General features: G+C 45.2%; 19 protein-coding genes and 2 pseudogenes. 12 read left to right on the top strand and 9 right to left on the bottom strand.

Annotation, left to right across the window (positions count from 1 at the left end):
• Positions 1-327: 327 nt before the first annotated feature.
• Both ACE1CM_RS29950 and ACE1CM_RS29945 read left to right on the top strand, forming a co-directional pair.
• The gene (locus tag ACE1CM_RS29950) at positions 328-840 is read left to right on the top strand and encodes a helix-turn-helix domain-containing protein (RefSeq protein WP_374882500.1); all 513 of its coding nucleotides are present in this window, start codon (positions 328-330) and stop codon (positions 838-840) included.
• Between the two features lie 39 nt (positions 841-879).
• Positions 880-1593 carry an RNA-guided endonuclease InsQ/TnpB family protein gene (locus ACE1CM_RS29945; RefSeq protein WP_374882499.1) on the top strand — a complete coding sequence of 238 codons (714 nt, stop codon included), beginning with the start codon at positions 880-882 and terminating at the stop codon, positions 1591-1593.
• Positions 1594-1728: 135 nt separating this feature from the next.
• Here the strand turns inward: ACE1CM_RS29945 and ACE1CM_RS29940 are convergent, their stop codons facing one another.
• Together ACE1CM_RS29940 and ACE1CM_RS29935 are read right to left on the bottom strand one after the other, a co-directional pair.
• Positions 1729-1920, bottom strand: a complete 192-nt coding sequence (locus tag ACE1CM_RS29940; protein WP_374882498.1) for a hypothetical protein — start codon at positions 1918-1920, stop codon at positions 1729-1731.
• A 106-nt stretch (positions 1921-2026) separates the two neighbouring features.
• A complete protein-coding gene (locus ACE1CM_RS29935; protein WP_374882497.1) occupies positions 2027-3172 on the bottom strand; it encodes an RNA-guided endonuclease InsQ/TnpB family protein in 1146 nt (381 codons plus the stop codon).
• A 579-nt stretch (positions 3173-3751) separates the two neighbouring features.
• Here ACE1CM_RS29935 and ACE1CM_RS29930 point away from each other — a divergent pair.
• Both ACE1CM_RS29930 and ACE1CM_RS29925 read left to right on the top strand, forming a co-directional pair.
• Positions 3752-5848, top strand: a pseudogene (locus tag ACE1CM_RS29930) (TcdA/TcdB pore-forming domain-containing protein); the annotation flags it as partial.
• Positions 5766-6473, top strand: coding sequence for an RNA-guided endonuclease InsQ/TnpB family protein (locus ACE1CM_RS29925; protein WP_374882496.1), 708 nt, complete (start codon positions 5766-5768; stop codon positions 6471-6473). The pseudogene ACE1CM_RS29930 and the gene ACE1CM_RS29925, both read left to right, overlap by 83 nt.
• A gap of 136 nt (positions 6474-6609) precedes the next feature.
• Here the strand turns inward: ACE1CM_RS29925 and ACE1CM_RS29920 are convergent, their stop codons facing one another.
• Positions 6610-7212 carry a GNAT family N-acetyltransferase gene (locus tag ACE1CM_RS29920; protein ID WP_374882495.1) on the bottom strand — a complete coding sequence of 201 codons (603 nt, stop codon included), beginning with the start codon at positions 7210-7212 and terminating at the stop codon, positions 6610-6612.
• On the opposite strand from ACE1CM_RS29920, the gene ACE1CM_RS29915 reads away from it, so the two are divergent.
• A complete protein-coding gene (locus ACE1CM_RS29915; RefSeq protein ID WP_374882493.1) occupies positions 7204-7449 on the top strand; it encodes a hypothetical protein in 246 nt (81 codons plus the stop codon). The genes ACE1CM_RS29920 and ACE1CM_RS29915 overlap by 9 nt on opposite strands.
• Here ACE1CM_RS29915 and ACE1CM_RS29910 read toward each other — a convergent pair.
• The 6 genes and pseudogenes from ACE1CM_RS29910 to ACE1CM_RS29885 all read right to left on the bottom strand — a co-directional run bounded on the left by ACE1CM_RS29910 (position 7446) and on the right by ACE1CM_RS29885 (position 13059).
• Positions 7446-8399 (bottom strand): hypothetical protein, encoded by a 954-nt coding sequence (locus ACE1CM_RS29910; RefSeq protein ID WP_374882492.1) that lies wholly within the window; start codon positions 8397-8399, stop codon positions 7446-7448. The two genes, ACE1CM_RS29915 and ACE1CM_RS29910, sit on opposite strands and share 4 nt — an antisense overlap.
• Positions 8400-8474: 75 nt before the next feature.
• The gene (locus ACE1CM_RS29905; protein ID WP_374882491.1) at positions 8475-9848 is read right to left on the bottom strand and encodes a pyridoxal phosphate-dependent decarboxylase family protein; all 1374 of its coding nucleotides are present in this window, start codon (positions 9846-9848) and stop codon (positions 8475-8477) included.
• An 83-nt stretch (positions 9849-9931) separates the two neighbouring features.
• Positions 9932-11107, bottom strand: coding sequence for a hypothetical protein (locus ACE1CM_RS29900; protein WP_374882490.1), 1176 nt, complete (start codon positions 11105-11107; stop codon positions 9932-9934).
• A gap of 293 nt (positions 11108-11400) precedes the next feature.
• Positions 11401-11808: a PPC domain-containing DNA-binding protein gene (locus tag ACE1CM_RS29895; protein ID WP_374882489.1), complete on the bottom strand. Its 408-nt coding sequence runs from the start codon at positions 11806-11808 to the stop codon at positions 11401-11403.
• A 105-nt stretch (positions 11809-11913) separates the two neighbouring features.
• On the bottom strand, positions 11914-12672 hold the full coding sequence (locus tag ACE1CM_RS29890; protein ID WP_374882488.1) for a MinD/ParA family protein: 759 nt from the start codon (positions 12670-12672) through the stop codon (positions 11914-11916).
• 66 nt (positions 12673-12738) lie between these two features.
• A pseudogene (locus ACE1CM_RS29885) lies at positions 12739-13059 on the bottom strand (element excision factor XisI family protein).
• A gap of 369 nt (positions 13060-13428) precedes the next feature.
• Here ACE1CM_RS29885 and ACE1CM_RS29880 point away from each other — a divergent pair.
• The 7 genes from ACE1CM_RS29880 (at position 13429) to ACE1CM_RS29850 (ending at position 22416) form a co-directional block, all read left to right on the top strand.
• A complete protein-coding gene (locus tag ACE1CM_RS29880; RefSeq protein ID WP_374882487.1) occupies positions 13429-13854 on the top strand; it encodes a hypothetical protein in 426 nt (141 codons plus the stop codon).
• Positions 13838-13999 (top strand): hypothetical protein, encoded by a 162-nt coding sequence (locus tag ACE1CM_RS29875; protein WP_374882486.1) that lies wholly within the window; start codon positions 13838-13840, stop codon positions 13997-13999. The genes ACE1CM_RS29880 and ACE1CM_RS29875 overlap by 17 nt, the downstream gene beginning before the upstream one ends.
• A gap of 264 nt (positions 14000-14263) precedes the next feature.
• Positions 14264-14860 carry a DUF3177 family protein gene (locus tag ACE1CM_RS29870; RefSeq protein ID WP_374882485.1) on the top strand — a complete coding sequence of 199 codons (597 nt, stop codon included), beginning with the start codon at positions 14264-14266 and terminating at the stop codon, positions 14858-14860.
• A 104-nt stretch (positions 14861-14964) separates the two neighbouring features.
• Positions 14965-15264 (top strand): hypothetical protein, encoded by a 300-nt coding sequence (locus ACE1CM_RS29865; protein WP_374882484.1) that lies wholly within the window; start codon positions 14965-14967, stop codon positions 15262-15264.
• Positions 15265-15468: 204 nt separating this feature from the next.
• Positions 15469-16953 carry a phosphoglucosamine mutase gene (glmM, locus tag ACE1CM_RS29860; RefSeq protein WP_374882483.1) on the top strand — a complete coding sequence of 495 codons (1485 nt, stop codon included), beginning with the start codon at positions 15469-15471 and terminating at the stop codon, positions 16951-16953.
• A 404-nt stretch (positions 16954-17357) separates the two neighbouring features.
• Positions 17358-18884: an ATP-binding protein gene (locus ACE1CM_RS29855; protein WP_374882482.1), complete on the top strand. Its 1527-nt coding sequence runs from the start codon at positions 17358-17360 to the stop codon at positions 18882-18884.
• A 109-nt stretch (positions 18885-18993) separates the two neighbouring features.
• Positions 18994-22416 (top strand): GAF domain-containing protein, encoded by a 3423-nt coding sequence (locus ACE1CM_RS29850; RefSeq protein ID WP_374882481.1) that lies wholly within the window; start codon positions 18994-18996, stop codon positions 22414-22416.
• Positions 22417-22591 lie beyond the last annotated feature (175 nt).

The following is a 22591-nucleotide window of genomic DNA, read 5'->3' as shown; positions in this document are numbered from 1 at the left end:
TTAGCCCAAACCAAAAGAAGCCCCACATCTGACCGAAGGCAGTGTGGGATGAATTTTGGGGTAATCAGGTTGCGTCCCCCGACCTATGTTGACCGTCAGTCAACGCGGGAGTGGGGACAGCGACTTGATTACCAATTTCTGGGGTTGGTAATGAGTCAATGAAATCTTCGAGTATTTGAGTCATAGTCTTATCTTTCCAGGCTGAATATAACCGTAATTATTAATCTGCGTTCTGATATTCGCAAGTTCAATGTTTGATTTTTCATATGCCAGTACAACGCCGTTACGTTTATGTTAGCATAGTTGTCACAAAGGAGGTGATTAAAAATGTTGCTTAACTCTCAGTATCGGGCAGTTCCAAATACCAATCAAAAACTAGAACTAAATACTTGGTTGAGGATTTGCCAGTACTGGTACAACAAGCAACTAGGAGACAGATTTGATTGGTGGGAGAACAACCGCAGTCGCATTGATGCTTGTTCAATAGTCAGTTGTCCGTTGCCTCAACTACGCGAAAATCCTGATTTATACTCTCAAAAGAAACAACTTCCTACTCTTAAAGAAGACTTGTTTAAAGTGGGTCATTCTGGAGAGTTGTTGGATTTTACTCGTGTCCCCTCTCAGACATTGCAAGATGTTTCTCTCCGCGTAGATTTGGCTTTCTCTCGCTTTATTAAAGGGGATAGCAATGGTAATCGTAGTGGGAAGCCACGTTTCAAGAATGCGGCACGTTACCGCACCATGAGGATTGAAGGTCAAGCCATTACCGTTGAGCGTATTGAAAAAGATTGGTTATTCTTGTCAATTTCAAAGCTAAAAGGTTGGATAAAAGTACGTTGACATCGACCTTTACCTAATGGTTTTGTACTAAAAAATGCTTTGTTAACCTTGAAAGCTGATGGCTGGTACATCACAATTTGTCTCGAAGATCCAAACGTACCAGTTTTCACGCCAGATGAGATAACGCCCACTTGGGATAACACTCTGGGATTGGATGCGGTGTTACATGAAGACGATTATTTGGCAACTTCAGAAAATACCAAACTACCAGCGCTAAAGTCTTTCAGAAAGTCTGAAAAGCGGCGAGCCTTAGTTTCTAATCGTAAATCAGCCAAGAAAAAAGGCAGTAAGGCAAGACGTAAGCTAGCCTTGAGGGAAGCGCGAGAACATCAACGTATTGCCAGAGCGAGGAAAGACCTAGTTCGGACAAATAAAAAAGTTTTTGTACGTGAAGATTTAAACTTAAAAGCTCTGTCAAAGAGAAACAAAGCTGGGCGGGACGAAAACGGGACTTATCTTCCAAACGGGCAAAGTGCCAAATCAGGCTTGAACAAGTCTTGGAATGATGCCGCCTTTGGACAGTTTTTCACAATCCTAGAATACATAGCTTCAAAAGCTGGAGCTAGGGCAATAGCAGCCAAACCTGCATACACATCTCAATTACTCGCGTATCGTGATGAATTTATGTTCACTGATTGCGATATCCGCGAGTATTGGCATGAAAAAGAGCGTCTTTGGGTGAATCGCGACATTAATGCCGCTATCAACTTAAAGCGTGTGGGGCTGGGACATCCCCCCAACCCCCCTGATTAAGGGGGGCAGGGGGGATGCCTTTGAGGGAATCCTGTATTAACTGACTCTACTACCAATAGTACCAAGGGAGGAAGTTCTAGTAGTTCTCAGGAATGCTAGAAGCCTACACTCACAGCTTGCTGGAGCGTAGGTAGTTCACGGTCGCACCATTACTTTAATCGCTTCTCGGCTATCCATCGCGGCATACCCCCCTGGCACACCATCGAGTTCGACGGTCATATCGAGAACGGGTGAGGGGTCAATTTTACCAGCCACTACATCAGCCAGCAGTTCGGGAATATACGCACGGGCAGGTGCAACGCCTCCCCGTAAGGCAATATTAGACATAAACAAACGGGGGAGATTAATCGTTTCGCTACCGTGAGGTACTGCTATCTAAAACCCGGACAATGCCCGACATTAGTTGACACTTCAACAGGGAGCGACGGCGCAATTAACCCTCTGTGTCCAGGCTCGGCTTAGCCCTCCGAGCATATTGTTCTAAATTCACAGCAGCATTGAAATCTCTCTCGGCTACAAATCCACAAGCCGAACACTCATAAATCCTATCGCTAAGAGACATCGGCTGCTGTCCTTTGCAGTTAGAACATAACTGAGTTGATGGATACCACCGATCTACTAAAACGACACAGGAACCGTAGCGCTGTGCTTTGTACTCAATTTGTCGCCTGAATTCGTAAAAATTGGCATCCGCAACAGCACCCGCTAGTTTATGGTTAGCCATCATTCCCGATACATTTAAGTCCTCAATTGCTACAACAACGGCGTGGTTTTTGCATATATAAGTCGTAGCTTTATGAGTAGCATCGAGTCTGATGTTTTTTACTCGTTGATGAGCTGCTGCTAACCTTAACTTTTGTCGGTGATATCTTTTGCTACCTTTTTGTTTGCGCTGCAACTGGCGCTGCAATCTCGCTAAAAGCGACCGTGCTTTCTTCAAAGCCTGGGGGTTGGCAATTACCATGCCGCTCGACAGGGTAGCTAGCTGTTTTACTCCCAAATCTACACCTATAAAGTCACGGGATTTAGACGTAAATTCAGGCTCTATTTCATAGGTAAAACTGATATACCAGTTGCCAGATGCTTGTGAAATGGTAAATTTTTTGGTGGTGACGTGGGGCAAACCTTCATAAGTTGATACCCAGCCAATTGTGGGTAACTTCAATCTCGTACCGCCCACGGCGAGCGGTCTGCCACTAGCATCGATGGTAAAACTATCGTGCTGACCCTTTTTCTTGAACTTTGGATAACTTGCTTTCCCCGAAAAAAAGTTACCGAATGCCCTACCCAGATGCTCGAAGGCATATTGGGTCACTTTTTGACAAATGCCTGGTTCTTTCATCCAAGGATAGACAGGCTTCACGTGATTGTTAAAAAACTTTTTCAACACCAAAGTATTGGGCTTCAACCCCTCAGAATAGAGCGCGATCCATGTTAAGAGTCCCCAGTTAAAAGTAAACCGAGCAATCCCCGCGTGTTTTGCCATTAACACCGCTTGGGCAGGGGTGAGTTTTAACTTGGTCTTGAGGGCAGTGTACACGACAGTCGCGGGTAATTCGAGTGATGCCGATGATAACATATGTCGCGATCGATGTACTACTTATTCGGGGAATGTCCTTGTTTTTGTGGTTCTAGTAATTACTCCCTATATTAAGCCGTGAGTGGACATAGATTGTATTTCTGAAACCTTTATGCTCACAGCGCTTCACCTGGTTACTCTCGGATGGTCGATGCAGCGTTCATTGGCTGGGAGAAGTTGTGGAATACGCTGGGCAAGACGCACTACGTTGAAAGCGGCTCTTTAGATCTGTGCTACACTCGAAGAGATTTGGTAGATATATCCCGTGCTGCACTTGACCAAGTTATAGCAATGAGCGCTGGTGTGTTTACACATTAGAAATAGAAGCTTTATCAGCAGGCTACTAGAACATTCGTACGTAAATACGCGAGAGCGCACTGCTATAGCATTCCCTACCAACTGCTCTCGCCGCAGGAGATGGCGCGGTTACCAGATGACACGCTACAGATAGAGACTTGGCGTAAGTAATGTTTAATTTAGAGAGGAAGATATAAAATGGTTCAAAACTCTGCTATGTCTGGATTTGGTCGTAGTTTTTTGGTTCAAAAAATCCTAGATACCTAAACTGAGCGTTGGACCCAAGCGGTCAAAACCCTTAACCAGCAGGCTCAACTTGACTCTAACTGGGTACCGATAATTCAAAATGTGGAAGCTACAGCAGGTCAATACCGTGTTCAGTTCATTAACAAGAACAATCTAGATGAGACTCGCTGGATTGAAACCAATGATCCAACTTTTGAGAATTTCCGCACCTTTTTCAACGAACAAGCCCAAAATCTGGGAGAAATGTTTCAAGTTGATTCCCTCACAGGTCAGGTAACCTCTAAAACTGCCAGTAGTAGTGTATCTGCTGGGGTTGGGGTCGGCGCTAATAAAGCGGACTTAGTTAAAACCGTTATCAATTGGGTTGCAGAGGGAGAGTTGTATGAGAAATCTGATAACCCAGATTTAGATCTAGCAGTGGGAGTACAAAGCTATTGGAACTTAACCCAATACGGCCATGGTGTGGTCACAGAAGTATCTCAAGTAATCACTGAGATCATACCGGCTTTAAGAAATAGCGGCGCTGTAGCCAAGGAAGTTTCCGAAAGCTTAGTCACCACTGTGGTGAAAACCTCTCTCACAGAAGGCTTGGGCGTTCTTTTGAGTATAGGAAATGTCATCTTAGATGGCATTGTCCTTTCTAAGACTTCATCCACTCCTGAACGAGCTTCGATTACTACAACTTTGGTCTTTGATGTTACAGCAACTGCCACTTCTTTGCTTTCCCTGGGGTTAGGAATTATCGGCGCTTCTACCGCAGCTTCCATCTTGGGAGCGATCGCAGTCCCCCTTGCTGGGTTAGCGGCAGGAATTCCCACCTTAGTAGCACTATATGCCCAAAGAACTGAGAATGCAGAAAAGGTAGCTGAACCCTTTGGTACAATTGCTCAGGGCTACGCTGCTAACTCTGATGGTAGCAGGGGTATGACTTACCAAGCAGCCGATCAATATCAGGGCATTCAATCAGCCTTGAAACCTAAAGGAGGGGCAGTTATCACCGAAATTGACCTCCTAGGACGACGGCTGACCTTTGGTAGTCAATATCTCTATCAAGTTAATCCAGATCACCCCGGAGCGGCTCACACTAAAGTCAACAATACTGATAGTTTCTCGGCCGGTCCCGATGTGGGTTGGGTAGGTAATAGTAGAGCGAAAACTCTACCACTTCTTAGTGTTCGGGAAGGACTTGGTTGCCCTCAAACGGTACAATTACAGAATACCAATGTAGATGTGATTGTCTTGCCCAGAGATATCGAGATGGTTTTCGATTATAAGCACGGCACAGTATCACCACTTTGGCAAGAGAATTTTAGCAGCCCTGGTATAAATGCACTCCGCACAATTGAATCTCATTTTTATGAGAAGTTTTACTATGATTACTGGGCAACCTCAGACTTTGCCATCGATCAATTCCGATGTCAATATAGACCTACTACTGTCACGGTAAAGTTAGACAAAGCCAGACGAACTGTTGTAATTCCTCAGCTTGCAGATATTGAAAAGTCCAATTTAACTTACAGATTGGAAGGTAATGGTGGAACTTACGCTGTAGTCTTAAGCGAGCAGGATATCAATATTAAAATCAAAGCTTCCAACGATCCTGATGAAAGGTGGATTTTTAACATCGACAGAATAGGAATTGGGGAGCGTTCTACTGAGTTGCGTCCTTCAGGGTGTTGGCATATAGTTTTCAATGATGATGGTTTCACAATTGGACAAACCAGAGCCGCGAGAGCCTTTTTTCCTGCTGCTGAACCGCAACGGGTACGATTTGAAGGAGCGATGCCTAATCGCATAGTCTTATGTGACAATATAGGCCATATCTTTATGGTTAATCTTCAGGATAAAAATATGTCCCTGCTGCTAGATATTACCAGAAAAGAATTAAGCAGCCTAGAGGAGGAACGACATGACCTAATACAAGCTGAGCTACCCATGGATATGCGTTACCCAAGTCTTTTGTATCGCGCCTATGTTAGTTATAAATATCTGAAAAATTCGACAGATGGAGGCCAAGGAATAGGAATTTTAGAATCAGTTCCTTTGACCAATGAAGATAATATTGGCATTCTCTATAAAGAATCCGAGTATCAGTATACGGGAACTTGGGACCCCCGTCATTTTGCTCTTTGAGTATTTCTATACTGATTCCAACGGACATCAGGAAGAAAATCCACGCTTTCTAAAGAAAGCTGAACAGTCTATTAAACATGCTCAGCGTCGCATCTACAAGAAAGAAAAGGGTAAAAATGGGCGATCTCATGCAAGAAAGCGATTTGCTAAGAAACACTTAAGAGTAAGTAGGCAGCGTAATGAACACGCCAAAAGATTGGCGCGTTGCGTAGTCAAGTCTAACGACTTAGTAGCTTATGAAGATTTAAGTGTTCGCAATATGGTCAAAAACCATCCCCCCTTCGCCCCCCTTAATAAGGGGGGTTGGGGGGATAGCGATGCTGGATGGACGCAATTTAGACAATGGGTTGAGTATAATGCTTGCAAGTTTAACCGAGAAGCTGTTGCGGTTAACCCACGATATACCAGTCAAAACTGTAGTAATTGTGGGGCAATTGTGAAAAAGTCTCTATCAACTCGTACCCACATCTGTAAGTGTGGATGCAGGTTAAATAGAGATGAAAACGCGGCAATAAACATTTTAAATCTTGCATTGCAAGCTAGGGGAGGGCATCCCCAAAGTAACGCGCTCCGGAGTTGGAGTCACTACGCTAGTTGGAGCAACCCTGAAGCGAGCAAACTCTGACGTTGAGTACAGAATCCCCCGTCTTTTAAGCGGGGGAGTGTCAATACTCTTTCAACAGATACATAAATAGATATTTTTGTCAACTTCATTTAGAAGTGTTTACCCTAAATGAAACACTTAACCGAAGAAAAACTCTTCAAATTGGAGAGGACATCAATAGACAACTAGAAGGATGCTCAATAGAACTAAAAATGTTTTTCCCCTTGAACTTGTATGACTTGTATTCAATGGCAAACTCTTCAGTAAACCCAAGGTTGCGAAATATGTGCTGAGAAGCAACTCCGGTAGCCTCAGCAATAGCAATTTCAAAGTTATGGTGTTTAGCTAAGTTCAAGTTTTCTTTCACTAAGGTTGTGGCAATATGTCTCTTAGTGTATTTCTCTTGGACTCCCAGCATAAAAATATGCAGTACCTGTCCAGCTTTAATCGGATTACGGCTTCGGTATTTTTCTTCCAGTTCTGACAGCCAAGAAAAAAGTGCTTCAAACTTATTATCAATACCCAGATGGTCTGGATGAATTGTCATAAAATTTTCGGAAATAATGAAACCCACTACCTCTTTTGTGTTTCGAGCTTTAGCAATTATCGAAATTGCTTCATCTGCCGTTTTCTCACAAACAGGTAAAGCCAAGCGATACATCTCATTCAAGGAAATTTTTAGGGCTTTGGCGAGGGGTTCAAAACTTGAAAAAACCTGGGAAATACAAATAGCAGTCTCTTCAATATCGCTATGGTTCATCGTTTGGAATATAATTTCGTTGTTTTTATCGAGAAATTGCATAGATTTGGTTATGAGGTGTTCTGGTCTGCTTGCCAGTTGGATGAAGCGAACTTGGTGCGATCGCAAAACCGTCCGCAACTTGCGGATCGCATCTTGTGCCACCCGACGATTCAAGCAAGATTTGTCAGTATTTTTTTACCACCTCCCGGTTTAGTGCGATCGCTCATCGGACGGGGAGAGTCTTCGTGCCCTTAAAAAGGATAGCGTGCAGTTTCAGAGCACCAATTTAAATGACCCCGTATCCAGGAACGCAGTCCGTCAATGTAGCGTTTCAGACTTATATCTTCCGTCTCACCAAACGAGGGCAGACGCGATTCTAAGTTAAGAAATGCTTTGACCTCAGCATTGCACATTTCCACCGCTCGTTTGACAGCATCTTGCAGCGAGAGGTTATATTCTTGCTGTAGTACAAGGACTATGTTATGAGGATTTTCCTCCCGCAACTCTCTATTGATTCCCAATACGTCATTTGTCCAACCGATATGATTGCATACCATCACGGTCATCTGTTGGACATAAATGTGTCTCAAGAATTTAGCATTCGCTGGAATATCCTGGGAAACCCAAGTTAAATCCAAGTTGGGAAATATGGTTAGCGAGTAGGGACGTAATTTTACATAGCTAGACAAATCTGGCGTAATCCCCGCTAAACGATTGGTAGATTCCCATACAAATCCTTGGAGTTGCTGTTCTACATCCCTGGCAAAACGCTCAACCCATTCACAACTTGTTCTTTGGATTAACCGTTGGCAAATGTCTTGTAATGCTTGAGTCAAGTTATCATCTTGACCGCTGACATCAGCACCGTTTAATACATCCACCAAGCGTTGATGCAAAATAGATAATTTATCCGGATGTTTCCCTAAATTTGCAGCGTCAGACAGATCGTCATAAATGCATATCCAAGTCATGAAGTCACTTATCAAATAAAGGTCATCTGCCGCAGCATCGGGATTAGTGTAACCGACCAACCAAGCTGCTTTCTCTGCTTGCAAAGCTCGATACTCGACCCCTCCCTCTGGAACAAGGCCAAATTTACGCACCCATTCCCAGCTGTTTTTCTCAGCCTTATCAGTATGCTCGTTCAATCTTACTTCTATCGGGCAATAAAATTCGGGAATGTCTGAGCGTCGAATTCGAGCCATTGAAAATCCCTCCCCTAGTTAACTTAATTGACGAAACCCAACCTACAAGTTTTGGATGTTACTTAATCCATGCTCCTAAGTAGCTATTGACACAGCCTCTCTCATTACCTTTGTTGTTACTAAGTCAAGCGTCTGCCAAATACTGTCTATCCAATCCAGATGTTCGGGTTTCATCAGACAAGACCGCAGACAGGTAATAGAGTCAATATCCCAATTAATTCCTGCCCCAGTCTCTAAAAATAGTTCTTTTGATACATTCGCCGTAGCTAGATGGAGATTTTCCTGTCCTGCCACTTGAAAAATATCCTTTGCCAGTCGTGAAGATTCGCTTGCACTCTGAGATTTTACAGCCCAAACAACAATGTCCAATTGCGGCGTAAAAGGCACTATAAATCGCGAATCATTTTGCAGTTTCTCAAAAAAAGTAAGTGCTGCTGTTCGCGACTTACTCAAATAAGCAGCAAACTCACCGCCTGGAATTGTAGGTAGTAAACGTTGAGTTGCCCAGAGTGCTACCGCAGATGAACCCGGTCTGGAACATTCGAGGCTAATTTCACCTAAATGCAATTCCTCAGAGCTAAAGTAAGTGTAGGGCGAATTATGTTGATAAAGCTTCCCAAGAGAGGGATCTTTGAAAAGAATGCAGCCACAGCCATAAGGTTGGAGTCCATGTTTGTGCGGATCGACAACAATGGAATCAACTTGTTTGAGACAATCAAAAGCGGCTCTTGTTTCGGCATCAAGATTATCTGCCAAAGTAAAGTAACCGCCGTAGGCGGTATCGGCATGGATGCGGAACTCATATTCAGCCTGAAGTGCGAGAATTTCTGGTAGGGGATCGACAGCACCCATTCCCGTCGTCCCCATCGTCACAACAACCGTGCCAATATCACCTTCTTGTAGCAGTTTTTTCAGCGCTGATACATCCATCCGGGCGCGACTGTCGCAAGGAACGGATTGGAAAGGAAGGCGAAGCACGCCGCAAATTCTTTCATGGGTGTAGTGTGCTTGATTAGAGGCGACTATTTTTTTGTTTGGTTGTAAATTTCCTGCCACCCATAATCCCTCTAAATTCGCCATTGTGCCGCCACTGGTCAGATGTCCTAAATGAGTTTCCCAACCGAACATTTTGGCAATTTCTGCAACTGCTTCTTTCTCCATTGCCGAACTTGCCCGTCCACCATCTTGGGCGTGATTGTTGGGATTGATCCAAAGGGATAAAGTATAAGCAAGACGGGCAATTTCTGTGGGAGGTTTGAGCATTTGCCCAGCGTAGAGGGGATGGTGGTAGGGATAATTATCCTGCATCCGTTCTGCGACTTCCAACAGCACGGTTCTCATAGCATCTAGGTTAGGAGAGCGCGAGCATTTTGGTAGGTTGTGAAAACCTTCTTCTAGTCGTGCTAGTGCTTCTTGAAGTAATCCCAAGCTTTCTTTTTCTAATGTCATTGGTTTGCCGTGGTGAATTTATACACAGATTATCAGCCTTTGAGTCCCAGAGTCATTTTATACTTGTAAACTCTAAAGAAGATTCAGGATTCGGGATGGTGATGGTGTTGAGTTTTTTTTCTTTTCTTCCAAGATTGAATCATTTCCAGAGAAGCCTTTGCTCTTAGAGTCATATTTACCGGACAGCCACCCTTTATTCGACCCGTAGGGTCGAGTAGTTTGACTCTGCTATTTTCAAATTTTTCCAAAGTTTTGATAGCTGCACTACTTTCGGAAGCGGCTATCAAAGACCCTATTTCACCCCCTCCAAATTCCGCACAAATACTCTTGTGTCCATCAGATATGCCGCATTGATAAGATCGGACAAATTTTTCGTGTTCGGCTGCGAGGATGCTGGGTAAAGTTTTCATGATTCGCAGTAGCTTCTGCTTGCAAATGACATTGATGAGATAATCGTGATCCCACATCATTAACCCACTTAAATTCTCTGACTCTACCAACGACTGGGGATTACCTGCAATCATAGTAGGGCGAATTTCACTTTCATATTTCTCTCTAGTGAAGTTCCCAGTTAATTTCATTGCTGCTCCCGATGCGTACATCAGTTCAGCAGCAGTTTCTAACTCAAGTTTTGCTTGGTCGAGTTGGTCGTTACCAATGGCATCAACCAAGCGATTTAAACTCAAAATTAACCCTTGGCTAAATACTAAAAATACCCAATGTCCTTTCTTCCATATCTGAAGCGGAGAAAGAGTGAGGTTTGGTTTGCTATTATAATTATGGCTATCGTTGATATTATCATCGCAATTATATTCCTGTAGTCCGAACGCTCTTCTTAAGAGAACAGCATAAGTTGTAAATCCAGATTTTACCAAGGCTTTGTTAGGATTAAAACTCAGACTTGTACTGAGTTCTAAAAAACCTAAATAAGCTCTCAACAGGCTCGCAACTATTAACTTAGCAGGTTCTTTAGTTTTAACATGTTGGAGTTCCATATAGCGGTCAAACTCGTGAACTTGCTGGCACTTGAGGTTAGTGCCAGTGGAGAATTCTTCCGCCAGGGGAATGACTTCCACTGGGGTGAGTTGCTGCAAGGCGGCATTGATAGTATTCCCATGCAAAGATTCCTCGCCAGATAAAGCCTGTTGAAATTGCGTTAGTGCCTGATTTACCCCAATGGCGACGGGCTGACTCAATTGGTAACTGCTAAGTAAATCCTGGGGTGGTAGCAAACAAAGATTTGCTAAATTAAGCGCCATAGAAGTAACTTATGGATAAGTTGCTAGTTATGACGATAGCCTTGGCTGATAACCAAATCCTCAGAACTACTGCTGAATGTTTGATTGGCTTAACAAAATTCGTTCCGTAAAAACACCGAAGACGAAGCCTTTTATAACTTCTAAATTTATAACTAGCAACTGGGGTGACTACTTGAAAAAATCAGATTTTTAGTAGTGACCTGCTGGCAGACATGGTTTATTAGGTGGTGATGCGTACGCATCTTGTGGTTGCGTAAGTCCTGTCAAAGAAACCGGGATTCTAGAATCTATAGTTATTCATTTCTAGTTATAATTTCTAATTCTTGATAGCCAGTTTGCTCGTCTAACTCTCTCAAAAAAGTTAGAGTTTCGTTTTCTCCGATTACAATCTCAGCTGTTGTATAAATAAGACAACCATCATCTAAATGCCCTCCCCTGGTTATCCCCTCAGAATCCGAGATGGAAATATGTAAGTGAATTCCGTTTATTGAAACAGTGCCAACGAGAGAAACTATCTCGAATTTACCTGACAATACTTGACTTTCATTCTGGTTAGCAAATCTAATTGTTGCTTGTGCGAGGCTGCCGACAGCGGTTAAGATAAATCCTGCCTGAATCTTGTTAGTAGCAACAAAGTTTTTCAGGTTCTTTTTCAAATCTTGTTCGGGCTTGAGTCTGAGAGCAAAAATTTTCATAATCATCAATCAATTAGATCGTGTCCTAAACATAACACCCAGATACCCGACTTCTCTAATAAGTCGGGTATCTAACTACGCCTGAGGTCTTAGGGGCGGGTTTTACTAAGGTTAAATATGAGAAACAATCTCTTTATATTCAGCGGTTAACTCGTGGTTGGGATGCTGCAAGGAAAACAATCCCTGACTGCCTAAGCGGATCATTTCAGTGGAAAGCGGCATGATTCCTGCAACGGGTTTGTTGTAGGTTTCTTCTACTTTCTGCCGCAGCGCTTTGAGGTCAAAGTCTGGCAATACTTTATTCACCACTAACAACATTTGGGGAACTTCTAGATTTTCTGCAACTTCAATTACTACTGCCGTTCCTAAATAGTCTTGTTGGTCGGGACGGAGGATAATAATTAAGGTATCGGAAATGCCGACTGAGAGTAGGGTTTCTTCGTTAATTCCGGGGTGCGTATCGATGAAGAGATAGTCTAAATTTAGCAGGTCATTGAGTTGGTATAACCCTTCTTGGAGTAACTCTACATCGTAGCCTTCACTCAGAACTTTGGCAATGTCGTCGCTTTTCATGCTGGAGGGAATCAGATGAATGCTACCGCCTTCTTTTCCCGCTGCACCTTGAAGCACGTGGCTGACATCATAGGCGGCGTCTTTGATTTCGCAGCGTCCCCACAAATAATCGTTGAGGGTACGCTTAATTTGGTCGTCTTTTAAGCCAAAAAGGACGTTGATACCCGGAGATTGAATGTCGGTATCGACTAAGGCGACTCGCTTGCCTAATAAGGCAGCAGTGGCGGCTAAATTAGCAGTGGTGTTAGATTTGCCCGTACCACCTCGATAGGAGTGAATTGAAATAATTTTGGTCATGGTTTTTCCTTCTAAATTAAGCGTTTTACATTTGTAGGGTATAGTGGGATTGACCAATTGGATGACTCAGCCGACGGCAAACTCTGTGTGCTTCCGGGCATAGGGAGCATGATACCCCAGCATGATATCTTGTTTTGGAACTCCCAGCTCAACTAACTGATTCGCCACACCCGTTTCTGTCCCATCATGTTGCATCTTTGATTTTGTCGCCTTTAATGTCTACAGGACTTACGCAAGGGCGTTCCTATCACCAAAGTTTCGACCTAGATCTCTAGTTTCCTTTCCCGACGATTTTTCAGAGAAACTTTGGTGTTTGCGTCAGTCCTGGTCTATATGAATCAAGCAGCCATAAACCCGACGGCGATTTGACCAGCCAACGCTGACCACCTGATAATAACTCAAGTTGCTAGTTATCTCTCTGGGAGCGGCTAATGGCGTGACCAGGCGACCGCCTGGGTCACGAGGCTAATGGCGAGATTGCTAAAAATCCAAGATTAGCAATTAGCAATTAGCAACGCCAAAGTTTATAACTAGCAACTTGAGTTAATAGTCTCGTTGTGTGTCGAACAGGGGAAAGGTTTGAATCTCACCGCAGGATGACTAACCCAAGCAATCTGGTTAGTTCAGATTTTTCCGGTTGAGCAGTTTTTAGGTTCTGATGGACAACCGATAATCAAAATTAAGCGTCAAGGGACAAAAAGCGGTAAACCAACCCTAGCTCATATCTCGTGTCGTAAGTTTCATTCTGCAATGGGGATGGCTCCAAATCAAAGGAGTGAGGGAGAGAAAAAGGGAGAATTTATTAGCGGTTCGGGTGCTTGCAGGATAGCGCTTTGGCGACTCGTCCACATGAAAGTAGAAACCAACTCGCCCCAGAGTTTGAGAAATAAATTCGGCAAGATATTGCGGCAGTTTCTGGAGCTTGACAAGAATCACCGGGATGAGTTGATGCACGGGTTGCTAACGATTCTGGCAGATAAAACTACAGGTGCGGAAACTTTGGCGGCGGTGAAACGCGCGTTGATTGCATCGGGTAACTCAATGGGTATCACGATAGCTTCTGGTCTCGAGCAAAAAACTCAAGCTGCTAGGTCTGGTTCCATCCGCCAGCAGGTTAAATTCGCGCTGATTCGCTTGGCGCGATCGCGATGCGCTGCTGGCGCTGGTGAAACTGCTGTTTAAACAGTTGGTGCTGGAATTCTGCCAAGGCGGCGCACCCTCTGCCCAGGAACAAGCGCTTGACTCTAACGACGTACCTTTGTGGCTTACAGGCAGAGGGCACAGCATCCAGGGTGGGAAAATCAACCGTTTGGTTGAGCGGACTTAAGAAGAAATTGGGTGATGCTTTCCCCGATGCGTACGCGCAACTTGACCCGGATGGCTACCGCTGGAAATGGCACGAGCGGAAGTTCTCCGCCTGCTTAAGCACCGGGTAAAGATAATGACTAGGCTCAAAAGCTCTCGCTGTCTACGATTGAGGCGATTAGGGCCTAAGAAGCTGCCTCAAAACCTGGCAGTAAATCATTAGACTGAAATAGGAATTGAATTATCTACCGGGTAAAGCCAGAAAAAAAGCAGCTCGAAGCAATCTATGGAAGAAAATGTTTGGTTTAAACCGCTAGTTTGGATGGATTATAGGCTGGCGTTGTTGTTCACAGTTTTTATCCCCCTAACTCTGCTAATCTGGGCACTGTATAAAAGATCGGAAGCGGTGCAACGCCTGTTAACGATCTACTGGCGAGTGGCGAGCCTGCTTTTGATTACGGTATACCTGTTGATCGCGTCATTGCAGATTGGCTTTATCACGGCGGCGATCGCGCGACTCCTGATTCCCGCCTCCCTGTGGTTTTGGGCGGATATCAACGAAGAAATCAACGATCTGCCCCAGCGATCGCTTAAACTGGCTCTCACATCCTGGCGTTGGGCGGTTACAGTTTACAATCTGATTGGCTTTGTGGCTCAAATCTTCTTCCTCGGTTGTGCCTTCGGTGGAGGCGCGATCGAACAACCATCTTGTCGCGTTTGGCTAGAACCACCTTGGCGCTACAAGGAAATTTTCCATGCCGGTTACAGCACCGGGTTTTTAGGCTTTCTCGGCATCGTTGGCTTAATAATTTACGTCCTTTACCTGAGCTACTTTATTTTTGTGCGGCTGGGTAAACAGGGACGCTCGGCAATGGAACAGTAAAATTGGTCAGTAACAACTCTTGGCGGGTTTAAATAAACTGTAGATGATGGCATCGATGGCTGGTGCAACCCGCCCCGACACAACTGACAAATCACAATTGACTAATGACTTATTCAATAGCCCAGCGTTTAGAACGATACACCGCCAAGCGTCCTCACGAAGTTCTAATTGTGACGGTTGAAATCCTTGGCGAAGCCGACCAAATTGCTATTTTTAAAGGCTTTTCCAGTTCTTTAATGCGTCCGACGGCGAAAGATCCGGATGTGCCAGTTTTGCCAGATGATGCCACAATTATCTCTATCGACCGGGTAGCAAGTCCCTATAACCCCGCCGCACCCCGTTACATCGAGCAAGGACTAACCTGGGAGACGATCCAACCTTTGTTGTCAGAGGTGGGCGTTTAGAGGCAAACGGAAAACTGTCAATTCACCCAATCTTTAAAAAAATTCCGCCCAACTTTTCCGTATCTTTACGGAAGACAAGTGGTTATTGGTCTAACGTAGTGTAATCTAGGGAGCTGAGACAAACTCTCGATCTAAAACTAGGGCGGAATAGTTAAAGAAAGTGCTATTGTCCACAAGAAAGCGTGTGTGGAGTGTTGATTAATTATGGTTACATCACAGATCCAGTCTCAACTGTCTGGCATTTCTGAAGCGTCGTTGTCTTTGACGCCTGCGGCACATCCGATCAAACAGACTTCTTTCAGTACGGTTTGGCACTCAGTCGATTTGCCAGCAACGCCTTTATTTGGCACCGATGGCATTCGCGGACGGGTGGGAGATTTGCTTTCCGCGCCCCTGGCAATGCAAATTGGTTTCTGGGCAGGTCAAGTGCTGCGATCTGGTAACGGCAGCGCTACCGGCGCGGTTATTGTAGGCCAAGACCCTAGAAACTCTAGCGATATGCTGGCAATGGCGCTGTCAGCGGGGTTGACCGCAGCGGGACTGGAAGTTTGGCATTTGGGAATCTGCCCCACGCCCTGCGTCGCCTATCTGACGAGCGTTTCCCCGGCAATTGGGGGCGTGATGATTTCTGCTTCTCACAATCCCCCAGAGGATAACGGCATTAAGTTTTTTGGCGCGGATGGAACCAAGCTACCCCAGGCAATTCAGGAAAAAATTGAAGCTGGAATTAGAGGCAACGCCGATTTTCCCATGTTGAACGGCTGTTGGGGACGCCAATACCAAAGAGCCGAATTAACTGGCGAATACCTGGAATCGCTGCACAAACCGCTGCTGGGAGAAATAGACCTGCGGGGAATGCGAATTGTCTTAGATCTGGCTTGGGGTGCCGCCGTACATCTGGCACCAGCTGCATTTAAGGCAATGGGGGCAGAAGTTATCTGCTTGCACGATCGCCCCGATGGATCTCGCATCAATGTCAATTGCGGATCGACCCATCTCCATTCCCTCAAAGAAGCTGTCAAGCACCACAAGGCAGATCTGGGGTTAGCCTTTGATGGCGATGCCGACCGGGTGATGGCGGTAGATAGCTGCGGGCGCGTCGTGGATGGAGATTACATCCTCTATTTCTGGGGTCAAAATTTGGCCTTCGCGCAACAGTTGCCGGGAAATCTAATTATTTCCACCGTAATGGCGAACCTCGGTTTTGAACGTGCGTGGCAGAAACTGGGTGGTCAGATGGTGCGAACTGCCGTCGGGGATCAATACGTTCACGCCGCCATGCTGCAACACGGCGCCATGTTGGGCGGCGAACAATCCGGACATATCCTCTGCCCCCATTACGGCGTCAGCGGCGATGGATTGCTGACGGCAATGCATTTAGCAGCACTGGTGAAACGCAGCGGCGTGTCTTTAGCGGAACTGGTGGATGGCAGTTTCCAGACTTACCCCCAGCTGTTAAAGAACGTGCGGGTGGAAGACCGGGAAGTCCGCTTGGGTTGGAAAAACTGCGAACCGCTACACAAAGCGATCGCAGACGCAGAAACCGCAATGGGCGACGAGGGTCGCGTTCTGGTCAGGGCTTCCGGCACCGAACCCCTGATTCGGGTTATGGTTGAAGCCGTCAGCTTAGAACTTGCCGATCGCTGCGCTGACAATTTAGTACTTGCCGTCCAAAAATACTTGCTCTAGCTAATCGGTAATAAGTCATAAGTCAAGGCGACGGGCGGGACGCCCATCCCACAAGCAAAATTAATCTCTTGTGGGGTGGGCGTCCCGCCCGCCCTTCTATTACTGCCAGCTCTAAATTATATATACTTTTGCAAAATTGTCGCAGTTAGTATGAAATACTACTAAAACAGCGGCGCGTTTGACCCATATTTGAAAAGAATCTAAATTTAACGTTTTGTTAGCTGTCTAAGTATTGACTCAAGAAAATACTTTTAGGCTTCTTGATTGAATTTTTTAGAGGAAGCTTGACAAAACGTCAAAGCCAGTTGTTTTCTGGCGCTTGCGAAATGGGGGGCATTACGCGCTTGCATCTACCATTGACTCAAACTAGAACCTGTAGACTGTCACGTTTGGAGCTATCACCCGTGCTTGCTCTAGCTGCAAATTTCGACCCCAATCAAATCAGTACCAAAAGAGAGATTAGTGCCGCAGCAATCAATGTCAGCGGTCGTCAGCGGATGCTTTCGCAAAGAACGGCTTTGTTGTGTCTGAGACTGGTCTGTACTCAAGATAAAGCCGAGCAGGAAAAGTTGCGCCACCAGTTGTTAGCCGATATCGATTTGATGGAAACATCGCACAACGGACTGCTCAACGGCGACGAGAAGCTGAAACTATCGGGTCATCTCTCAGCGACGCTCTTGGCGATGTACTTTGAACTCCCCTTCAACTTAGACCACCAGATCCGCAGTTATATCGCTCAAGTCAAAGCTTTGGCGGATGCAAATACAAGAGAGCTAACTCAGGATAATCCCCATCTGCGCTACATTCAGGATGCTGCTTCCACACAATTGCTGATAGCTTTAGATGCGGTTGTCAATCAGTATCAAAAAGAAAATGAGGCGCAACAGCTAGCCCTCGATATCCAGAGAGCTGAACTCTATTGTCAGAGTTGTGCAGCCACTGCTGCTGCCAAAATCCAAGCGGAGAAACTGCAAAAAGCGCTGCAAGAGTTAAAACAAACTCAGGCTCAACTGATTCATAGCGAAAGAATTTCCAGTCTTGGACAACTTGTCGCCAGTCTCGCCCACGAAATCAACAACCCAGTCAGTTTTGTTCACGGTAATTTGAGTTTTGCCACTAATTACGTTCAACACTTGCTCGAACTGGTGCGCGTTTATCAGGAGCAATATCCCCAATTCAATCAGGCAATTCAAGACAAGATAGAAGCGATTGACCTGGAATTTTTGAGTCAAGACTTGCCTCAAGTGCTGTCTTCGATGACCGTTGGAATAGACCGCATTTGTCAGATAGTGCGTAGCTTGCGGAGTTTTTCCCGCATGGACGAAAATGAGATGAAATTAGTGAATTTGCATGAGGGGATTGATAGCACTCTGCTGATTTTGCACACCAGACTCAAAGCCAAAGATAAACGTCCTGCAATTGAGGTTATCAAAGAGTACGGCAACTTGCCCTTGGTGGAATGCTACGCCGGACAAATCAATCAAGTGTTGATGAATGCTATTGCCAATGCCATCGATGCAATTGAAGATCGCATGGCCCATGGCAGTTGCCCTAACCCCAAGATTCGCATAATTACCGCAGTTGTAGGAGAAAGCGCGTTAATTCGGATCGCAGATAATGGCATTGGCATGACCGAAGAAGTGCGCCAGCGACTATTTGATTCGTTTTTTACCACCAAACCGCTAGGCAAGGGAACCGGCTTAGGTTTGTCGATTTCCTATCAAATTGTGGTGGAGAAACATGGCGGCGCGCTTTGGTGCGAATCTACTCCAGGACAGGGGACAGAATTCTGGATTAAAATACCCCTGTGCCAGGGTGTGAAGGCAGAAGCAATATCGGTCAGTGCAGCGTCACCTTTAATCTGTGCGGCAAGTTCTGAAACTCTCAATAGATGGGACAAGGAGGACAAGGGAGAGAAATTGCTTCTCTAGCTAAATTTGGCGTACCAGGCTTGTAAGATGCCGTTCAATTCTCAGATGATTATGTAAGTTTACAAAGTTCCTGGCAAATTAAATAATCCTTCATCGTCAATGTGTAGCTATGTTAAGCTATGACTCTGTTATACGCAAGCTATATTCTATTTTCAACGACAGCAGACAGCTGGAAGTTTCCCAATTGCAAGAACCGCTGAATCGGGGCGTACTGCTACGAAAAGTTGTTGATAAAATTTGGAACTCCAAAGATCGCATAGAATTTGGCAGCAGCGAGATTTTACAAACGGTGGTGGATCAAATTGCGACCCTATTGCATCTAGATTATTGTTGTTTTTTGTGGTATTTTCATAGTACTAAACAGGTGCAATTAGTCTGCGATCGCGTCACGGGTAATCAACAGCCTTTACAAAAAGGATATTATCCGGTAGAAATGTTTGGAGGGGATGGAGTAGCGATCGCTCAGGGTAAATTGATAATTAACAGCGGGACTGGTGTCAGTTCGCTGTTGGGTAAGGCGGCGAAATGGCTGTCTCGGTTGCCAATTGCCCAATGCAAAACCGAGGTTGGAGGGGTGCAAGGTAAATTAAAAGCAATGGAAGCCAATGCTAAAGTATTGGTTCCCTTGCGGATAGAGAACCTTGGGGAAGCATCCCAAGCGGATGGGGGTATAGGAATTATTGCTTGCTGGTGCGAGCAAAATCGGAGTTGGGGTAGGGCTGAAATTGAATTCTTGCAGTTAATCGCTCAACAGATGGAAATCGCTATTCGTCAAACAAAAGTAGAAGCACAAACCCAAAAAATTATCGCCAGAGAGAAACTGGTGAACCAAATCACCAGCCAAACGCGGCAGAGTTTCGATCTGCAAACGATATTAACCTTCGCGATCGCGCAACTGTTAGAAGCGTTGGGAGTAGACCGCTGTCTGGTGCATATGGTGGAAGACCCTGGGGATTCAAAGGCGTATCGGCAACAATCGGTTACTTGCTGCGAAACAATGCATCGCCTTGCGTACCACCACCAGCACCTATACGAAGTTTGTCGAGAACCCTTTCCGCCTTCGATCGAAGATTTTCATCCCTACGGACCGATTACCAAGTGGGTAATCCAACATCGTCAAATGGTGGCGATTCCAGATATAGCGGCTGACTCTCGGATTGGTCCGGATAACGAAGAATACCAAAAAGCGCAGATCAAATCTTCGCTGGTCGTGCCAGTGCAAACGAAAGATAAACTGCACGCAATTTTATATTTAAACCAGTGTTCCCACATTCGCGACTGGTCAAAAAGCGACCGAGAATTAGCCCAAGCAGTGGCAAATCAACTGGCGATTTCGATCCAACAAGCTTGTCTGTTTGCCAAAACTCGCGCTTCAATGGAACGAGAATCGCTGCTGCGGCTGATTGGGGATCAAATTCGCAGCACCCTGGAGTTAAAAACAATTTTACAAACAGCCGTGGGGGAGGTGAGAAAATTTCTCGATACGGATCGGGCGGTAATATACCAGTTCGATCCAGACTGGGGAGGAAAAGTCGTTGTCGAAGAAGTAATGGGAAATTGGCGGTCAATTGTAGATCGGGCAAGTAACCCCAGCTGCGACGCGATCGCCCAAAATGGTCAATCGCCGCGATCGCTGGTCACAGATAATTGTATTCTCAAGGAATATATCGCTCTGTACCAAAAGGGCAGGGTACGGATCGTTAACGATGTGGCAACGGAGAATTTCACCAATTGCTATGCTGCGTTATTGCGGCGGATGCAGGTGCAAGCCACCATCGTCGTACCGATTTTAATCGGGGAGAAACTTTGGGGATTGCTAATCGTTCACGAGTGTCGGGGGACGAGAGTTTGGCAGCAGCCAGAGGTAGAATTGCTGCAACAGGTGGCAATGCAGTTAGCGATCGCGATTCAACAAGCCGAACTTTACCAGCAAGCCCGCACTGCTGCCTCTGTAGCGCAAAATAAAGCAGAAGCCTTAGAACAAGCCACCGCTGCACTCAAACAGACCAATCAAATTTTAGAAAGCGAGATAAGCGATCGCAAACAAGCACAAGCTGAACTGCGGCAGAAAAACAAAATCGTCAAATTACTCCAAGCAGTCACTGCTGCTGCTAACGAAGCCACTAATAGCGAAGCCGCGTTACAAATCTGTCTAGAACGCATCTGCCATCATACTGGATGGCCCGTCGGACATGTTTATATCCCCACAGAAACGGGTGAATTAATCCCGACAAAACTTTGGAACATCAAAGATCCAGAACGCTTCCAGACATTCCGCAAAATCACCGAAGCCACCCCCCTCGCCCCAGGAATCGGGTTGCCTGGTCGGGTTTTCAGCAGCAAACAACCACAATGGATCGTCGATGTCAACGCGGTGGAACAATACACCGATTTTCCCAGAGTGAAACTCTCAGGAGAACTGGGAGTAAAAGCTGGTTTTGCTTTCCCAGTGTTAGTAGGGACAGAAGTGGTAGCGGTTCTGGAATTTTTCTCATCCGATGCGATAGAACCTGACGAACAATTGTTAGAAATTGTCGCCAATATTGGCACTCAACTTGGGAGAGTTATTGAACGGGAACGAGCAGAAAAAGCACTGCGCCAATCGGAAGCAAGAGCCATAGAACAAGCCCAAAAACTAGAGCAAGCTTTGCATAAACTCAAGCAAACCCAAACCCAACTAATTCAAACGGAAAAAATGTCTTCTTTGGGTCAATTGGTTGCTGGTGTTGCCCACGAAATTAACAACCCCGTCAACTTTATCCACGGTAACCTAGCCTTTGCCGAACGATATACGCAAGACTTGTTAGAATTGGTGGAACTTTATCAAAAGTACTATCCCAAACCGGCGGGTGAAATTCAACAGCGGATCGGGGCAATTGACCTGGAATTTCTCATGGAGGATTTGTCGAAAATATTATCCTCAATGCAAGTTGGAACCGAACGCATCCGCCAGATTGTATTGAGTTTGCGGAATTTCTCTCGCCTGGACCAAGCGCAAACCAAATCGGTTGATATTCATGAAGGAATTGATAACACGCTGTTAATCTTGCAACATCGCCTGCGTCCCCAAGGGAAAGTCAAGGGAGGAACTGAAGATCCTGGTATTGCAATAAGTAAAGACTATGGGGATTTGCCGCGAGTAGAGTGCTACCCAGGTCAGCTCAATCAAGTATTTATGAATATTCTGTGCAATGGAATCGATGCACTTGAGGAGGTCATGGGTAATGGCAGTTGTCCTAACCCAAGTATTCGGATAACGACCGAACTCCAAGGAGAAAGCGTCTTGATTCGGATTGGGGATAATGGGTCTGGAATCCCAGAGGAAGTGAAATCGCGACTGTTTGACCCGTTTTTCACCACCAAACCTGTGGGTAAAGGGACGGGACTGGGTTTGTCAATTTCCTATCAAATTGTAGTCGAGAAACACGGCGGGGCGCTTTGGTGCGAATCGACTCTAGGACAGGGAACGGAGTTTTGCATTAAAATCCCAGTGCAGCAAAACCGAGAAAAAGCGGATCTAGCGATTCAGTAAAAACTATTAGCTAAAATTTCAGTGATTATTCGGTTGCTAAAATCAACCGAATTGATTAAATTGTCAAAAAAACTCGACGTTTGATAACTTGATTAAATCTTTAATTAATTCGCCAAAATCTGGGTAAAATATTTATAAATTTTAAACTTTTATACGATAAAAAAAGAGTAGTTAA

It is taken from the genome of Microseira sp. BLCC-F43 (assembly GCF_041929235.1).
Taxonomy (GTDB): domain Bacteria; phylum Cyanobacteriota; class Cyanobacteriia; order Cyanobacteriales; family Aerosakkonemataceae; genus Microseira.
This window is presented reverse-complemented; position numbering and strand designations above follow the sequence as displayed.

Excerpts from the sequence above, each read along its gene's own strand:
- ACE1CM_RS29950 (WP_374882500.1), top strand. The coding sequence starts at position 328 with ATGTTGCTTAACTCTCAGTATCGGGCAGTTCCAAATACCAATCAAAAA.
- ACE1CM_RS29940 (WP_374882498.1), bottom strand. The coding sequence starts at position 1,920 with ATGTCTAATATTGCCTTACGGGGAGGCGTTGCACCTGCCCGTGCGTAT.
- ACE1CM_RS29935 (WP_374882497.1), bottom strand. The coding sequence starts at position 3,172 with ATGTTATCATCGGCATCACTCGAATTACCCGCGACTGTCGTGTACACT.
- ACE1CM_RS29925 (WP_374882496.1), top strand. The coding sequence starts at position 5,766 with ATGAAGATAATATTGGCATTCTCTATAAAGAATCCGAGTATCAGTATA.
- ACE1CM_RS29915 (WP_374882493.1), top strand. The coding sequence starts at position 7,204 with ATGGTTCATCGTTTGGAATATAATTTCGTTGTTTTTATCGAGAAATTG.
- ACE1CM_RS29920 (WP_374882495.1), bottom strand. The coding sequence starts at position 7,212 with ATGAACCATAGCGATATTGAAGAGACTGCTATTTGTATTTCCCAGGTT.
- ACE1CM_RS29910 (WP_374882492.1), bottom strand. The coding sequence starts at position 8,399 with ATGGCTCGAATTCGACGCTCAGACATTCCCGAATTTTATTGCCCGATA.
- ACE1CM_RS29905 (WP_374882491.1), bottom strand. The coding sequence starts at position 9,848 with ATGACATTAGAAAAAGAAAGCTTGGGATTACTTCAAGAAGCACTAGCA.
- ACE1CM_RS29900 (WP_374882490.1), bottom strand. The coding sequence starts at position 11,107 with ATGGCGCTTAATTTAGCAAATCTTTGTTTGCTACCACCCCAGGATTTA.
- ACE1CM_RS29895 (WP_374882489.1), bottom strand. The coding sequence starts at position 11,808 with ATGATTATGAAAATTTTTGCTCTCAGACTCAAGCCCGAACAAGATTTG.
- ACE1CM_RS29890 (WP_374882488.1), bottom strand. The coding sequence starts at position 12,672 with ATGACCAAAATTATTTCAATTCACTCCTATCGAGGTGGTACGGGCAAA.
- ACE1CM_RS29880 (WP_374882487.1), top strand. The coding sequence starts at position 13,429 with ATGGCTCCAAATCAAAGGAGTGAGGGAGAGAAAAAGGGAGAATTTATT.
- ACE1CM_RS29870 (WP_374882485.1), top strand. The coding sequence starts at position 14,264 with ATGGAAGAAAATGTTTGGTTTAAACCGCTAGTTTGGATGGATTATAGG.
- ACE1CM_RS29865 (WP_374882484.1), top strand. The coding sequence starts at position 14,965 with ATGACTTATTCAATAGCCCAGCGTTTAGAACGATACACCGCCAAGCGT.
- glmM (WP_374882483.1), top strand. The coding sequence starts at position 15,469 with ATGGTTACATCACAGATCCAGTCTCAACTGTCTGGCATTTCTGAAGCG.
- ACE1CM_RS29850 (WP_374882481.1), top strand. The coding sequence starts at position 18,994 with ATGTTAAGCTATGACTCTGTTATACGCAAGCTATATTCTATTTTCAAC.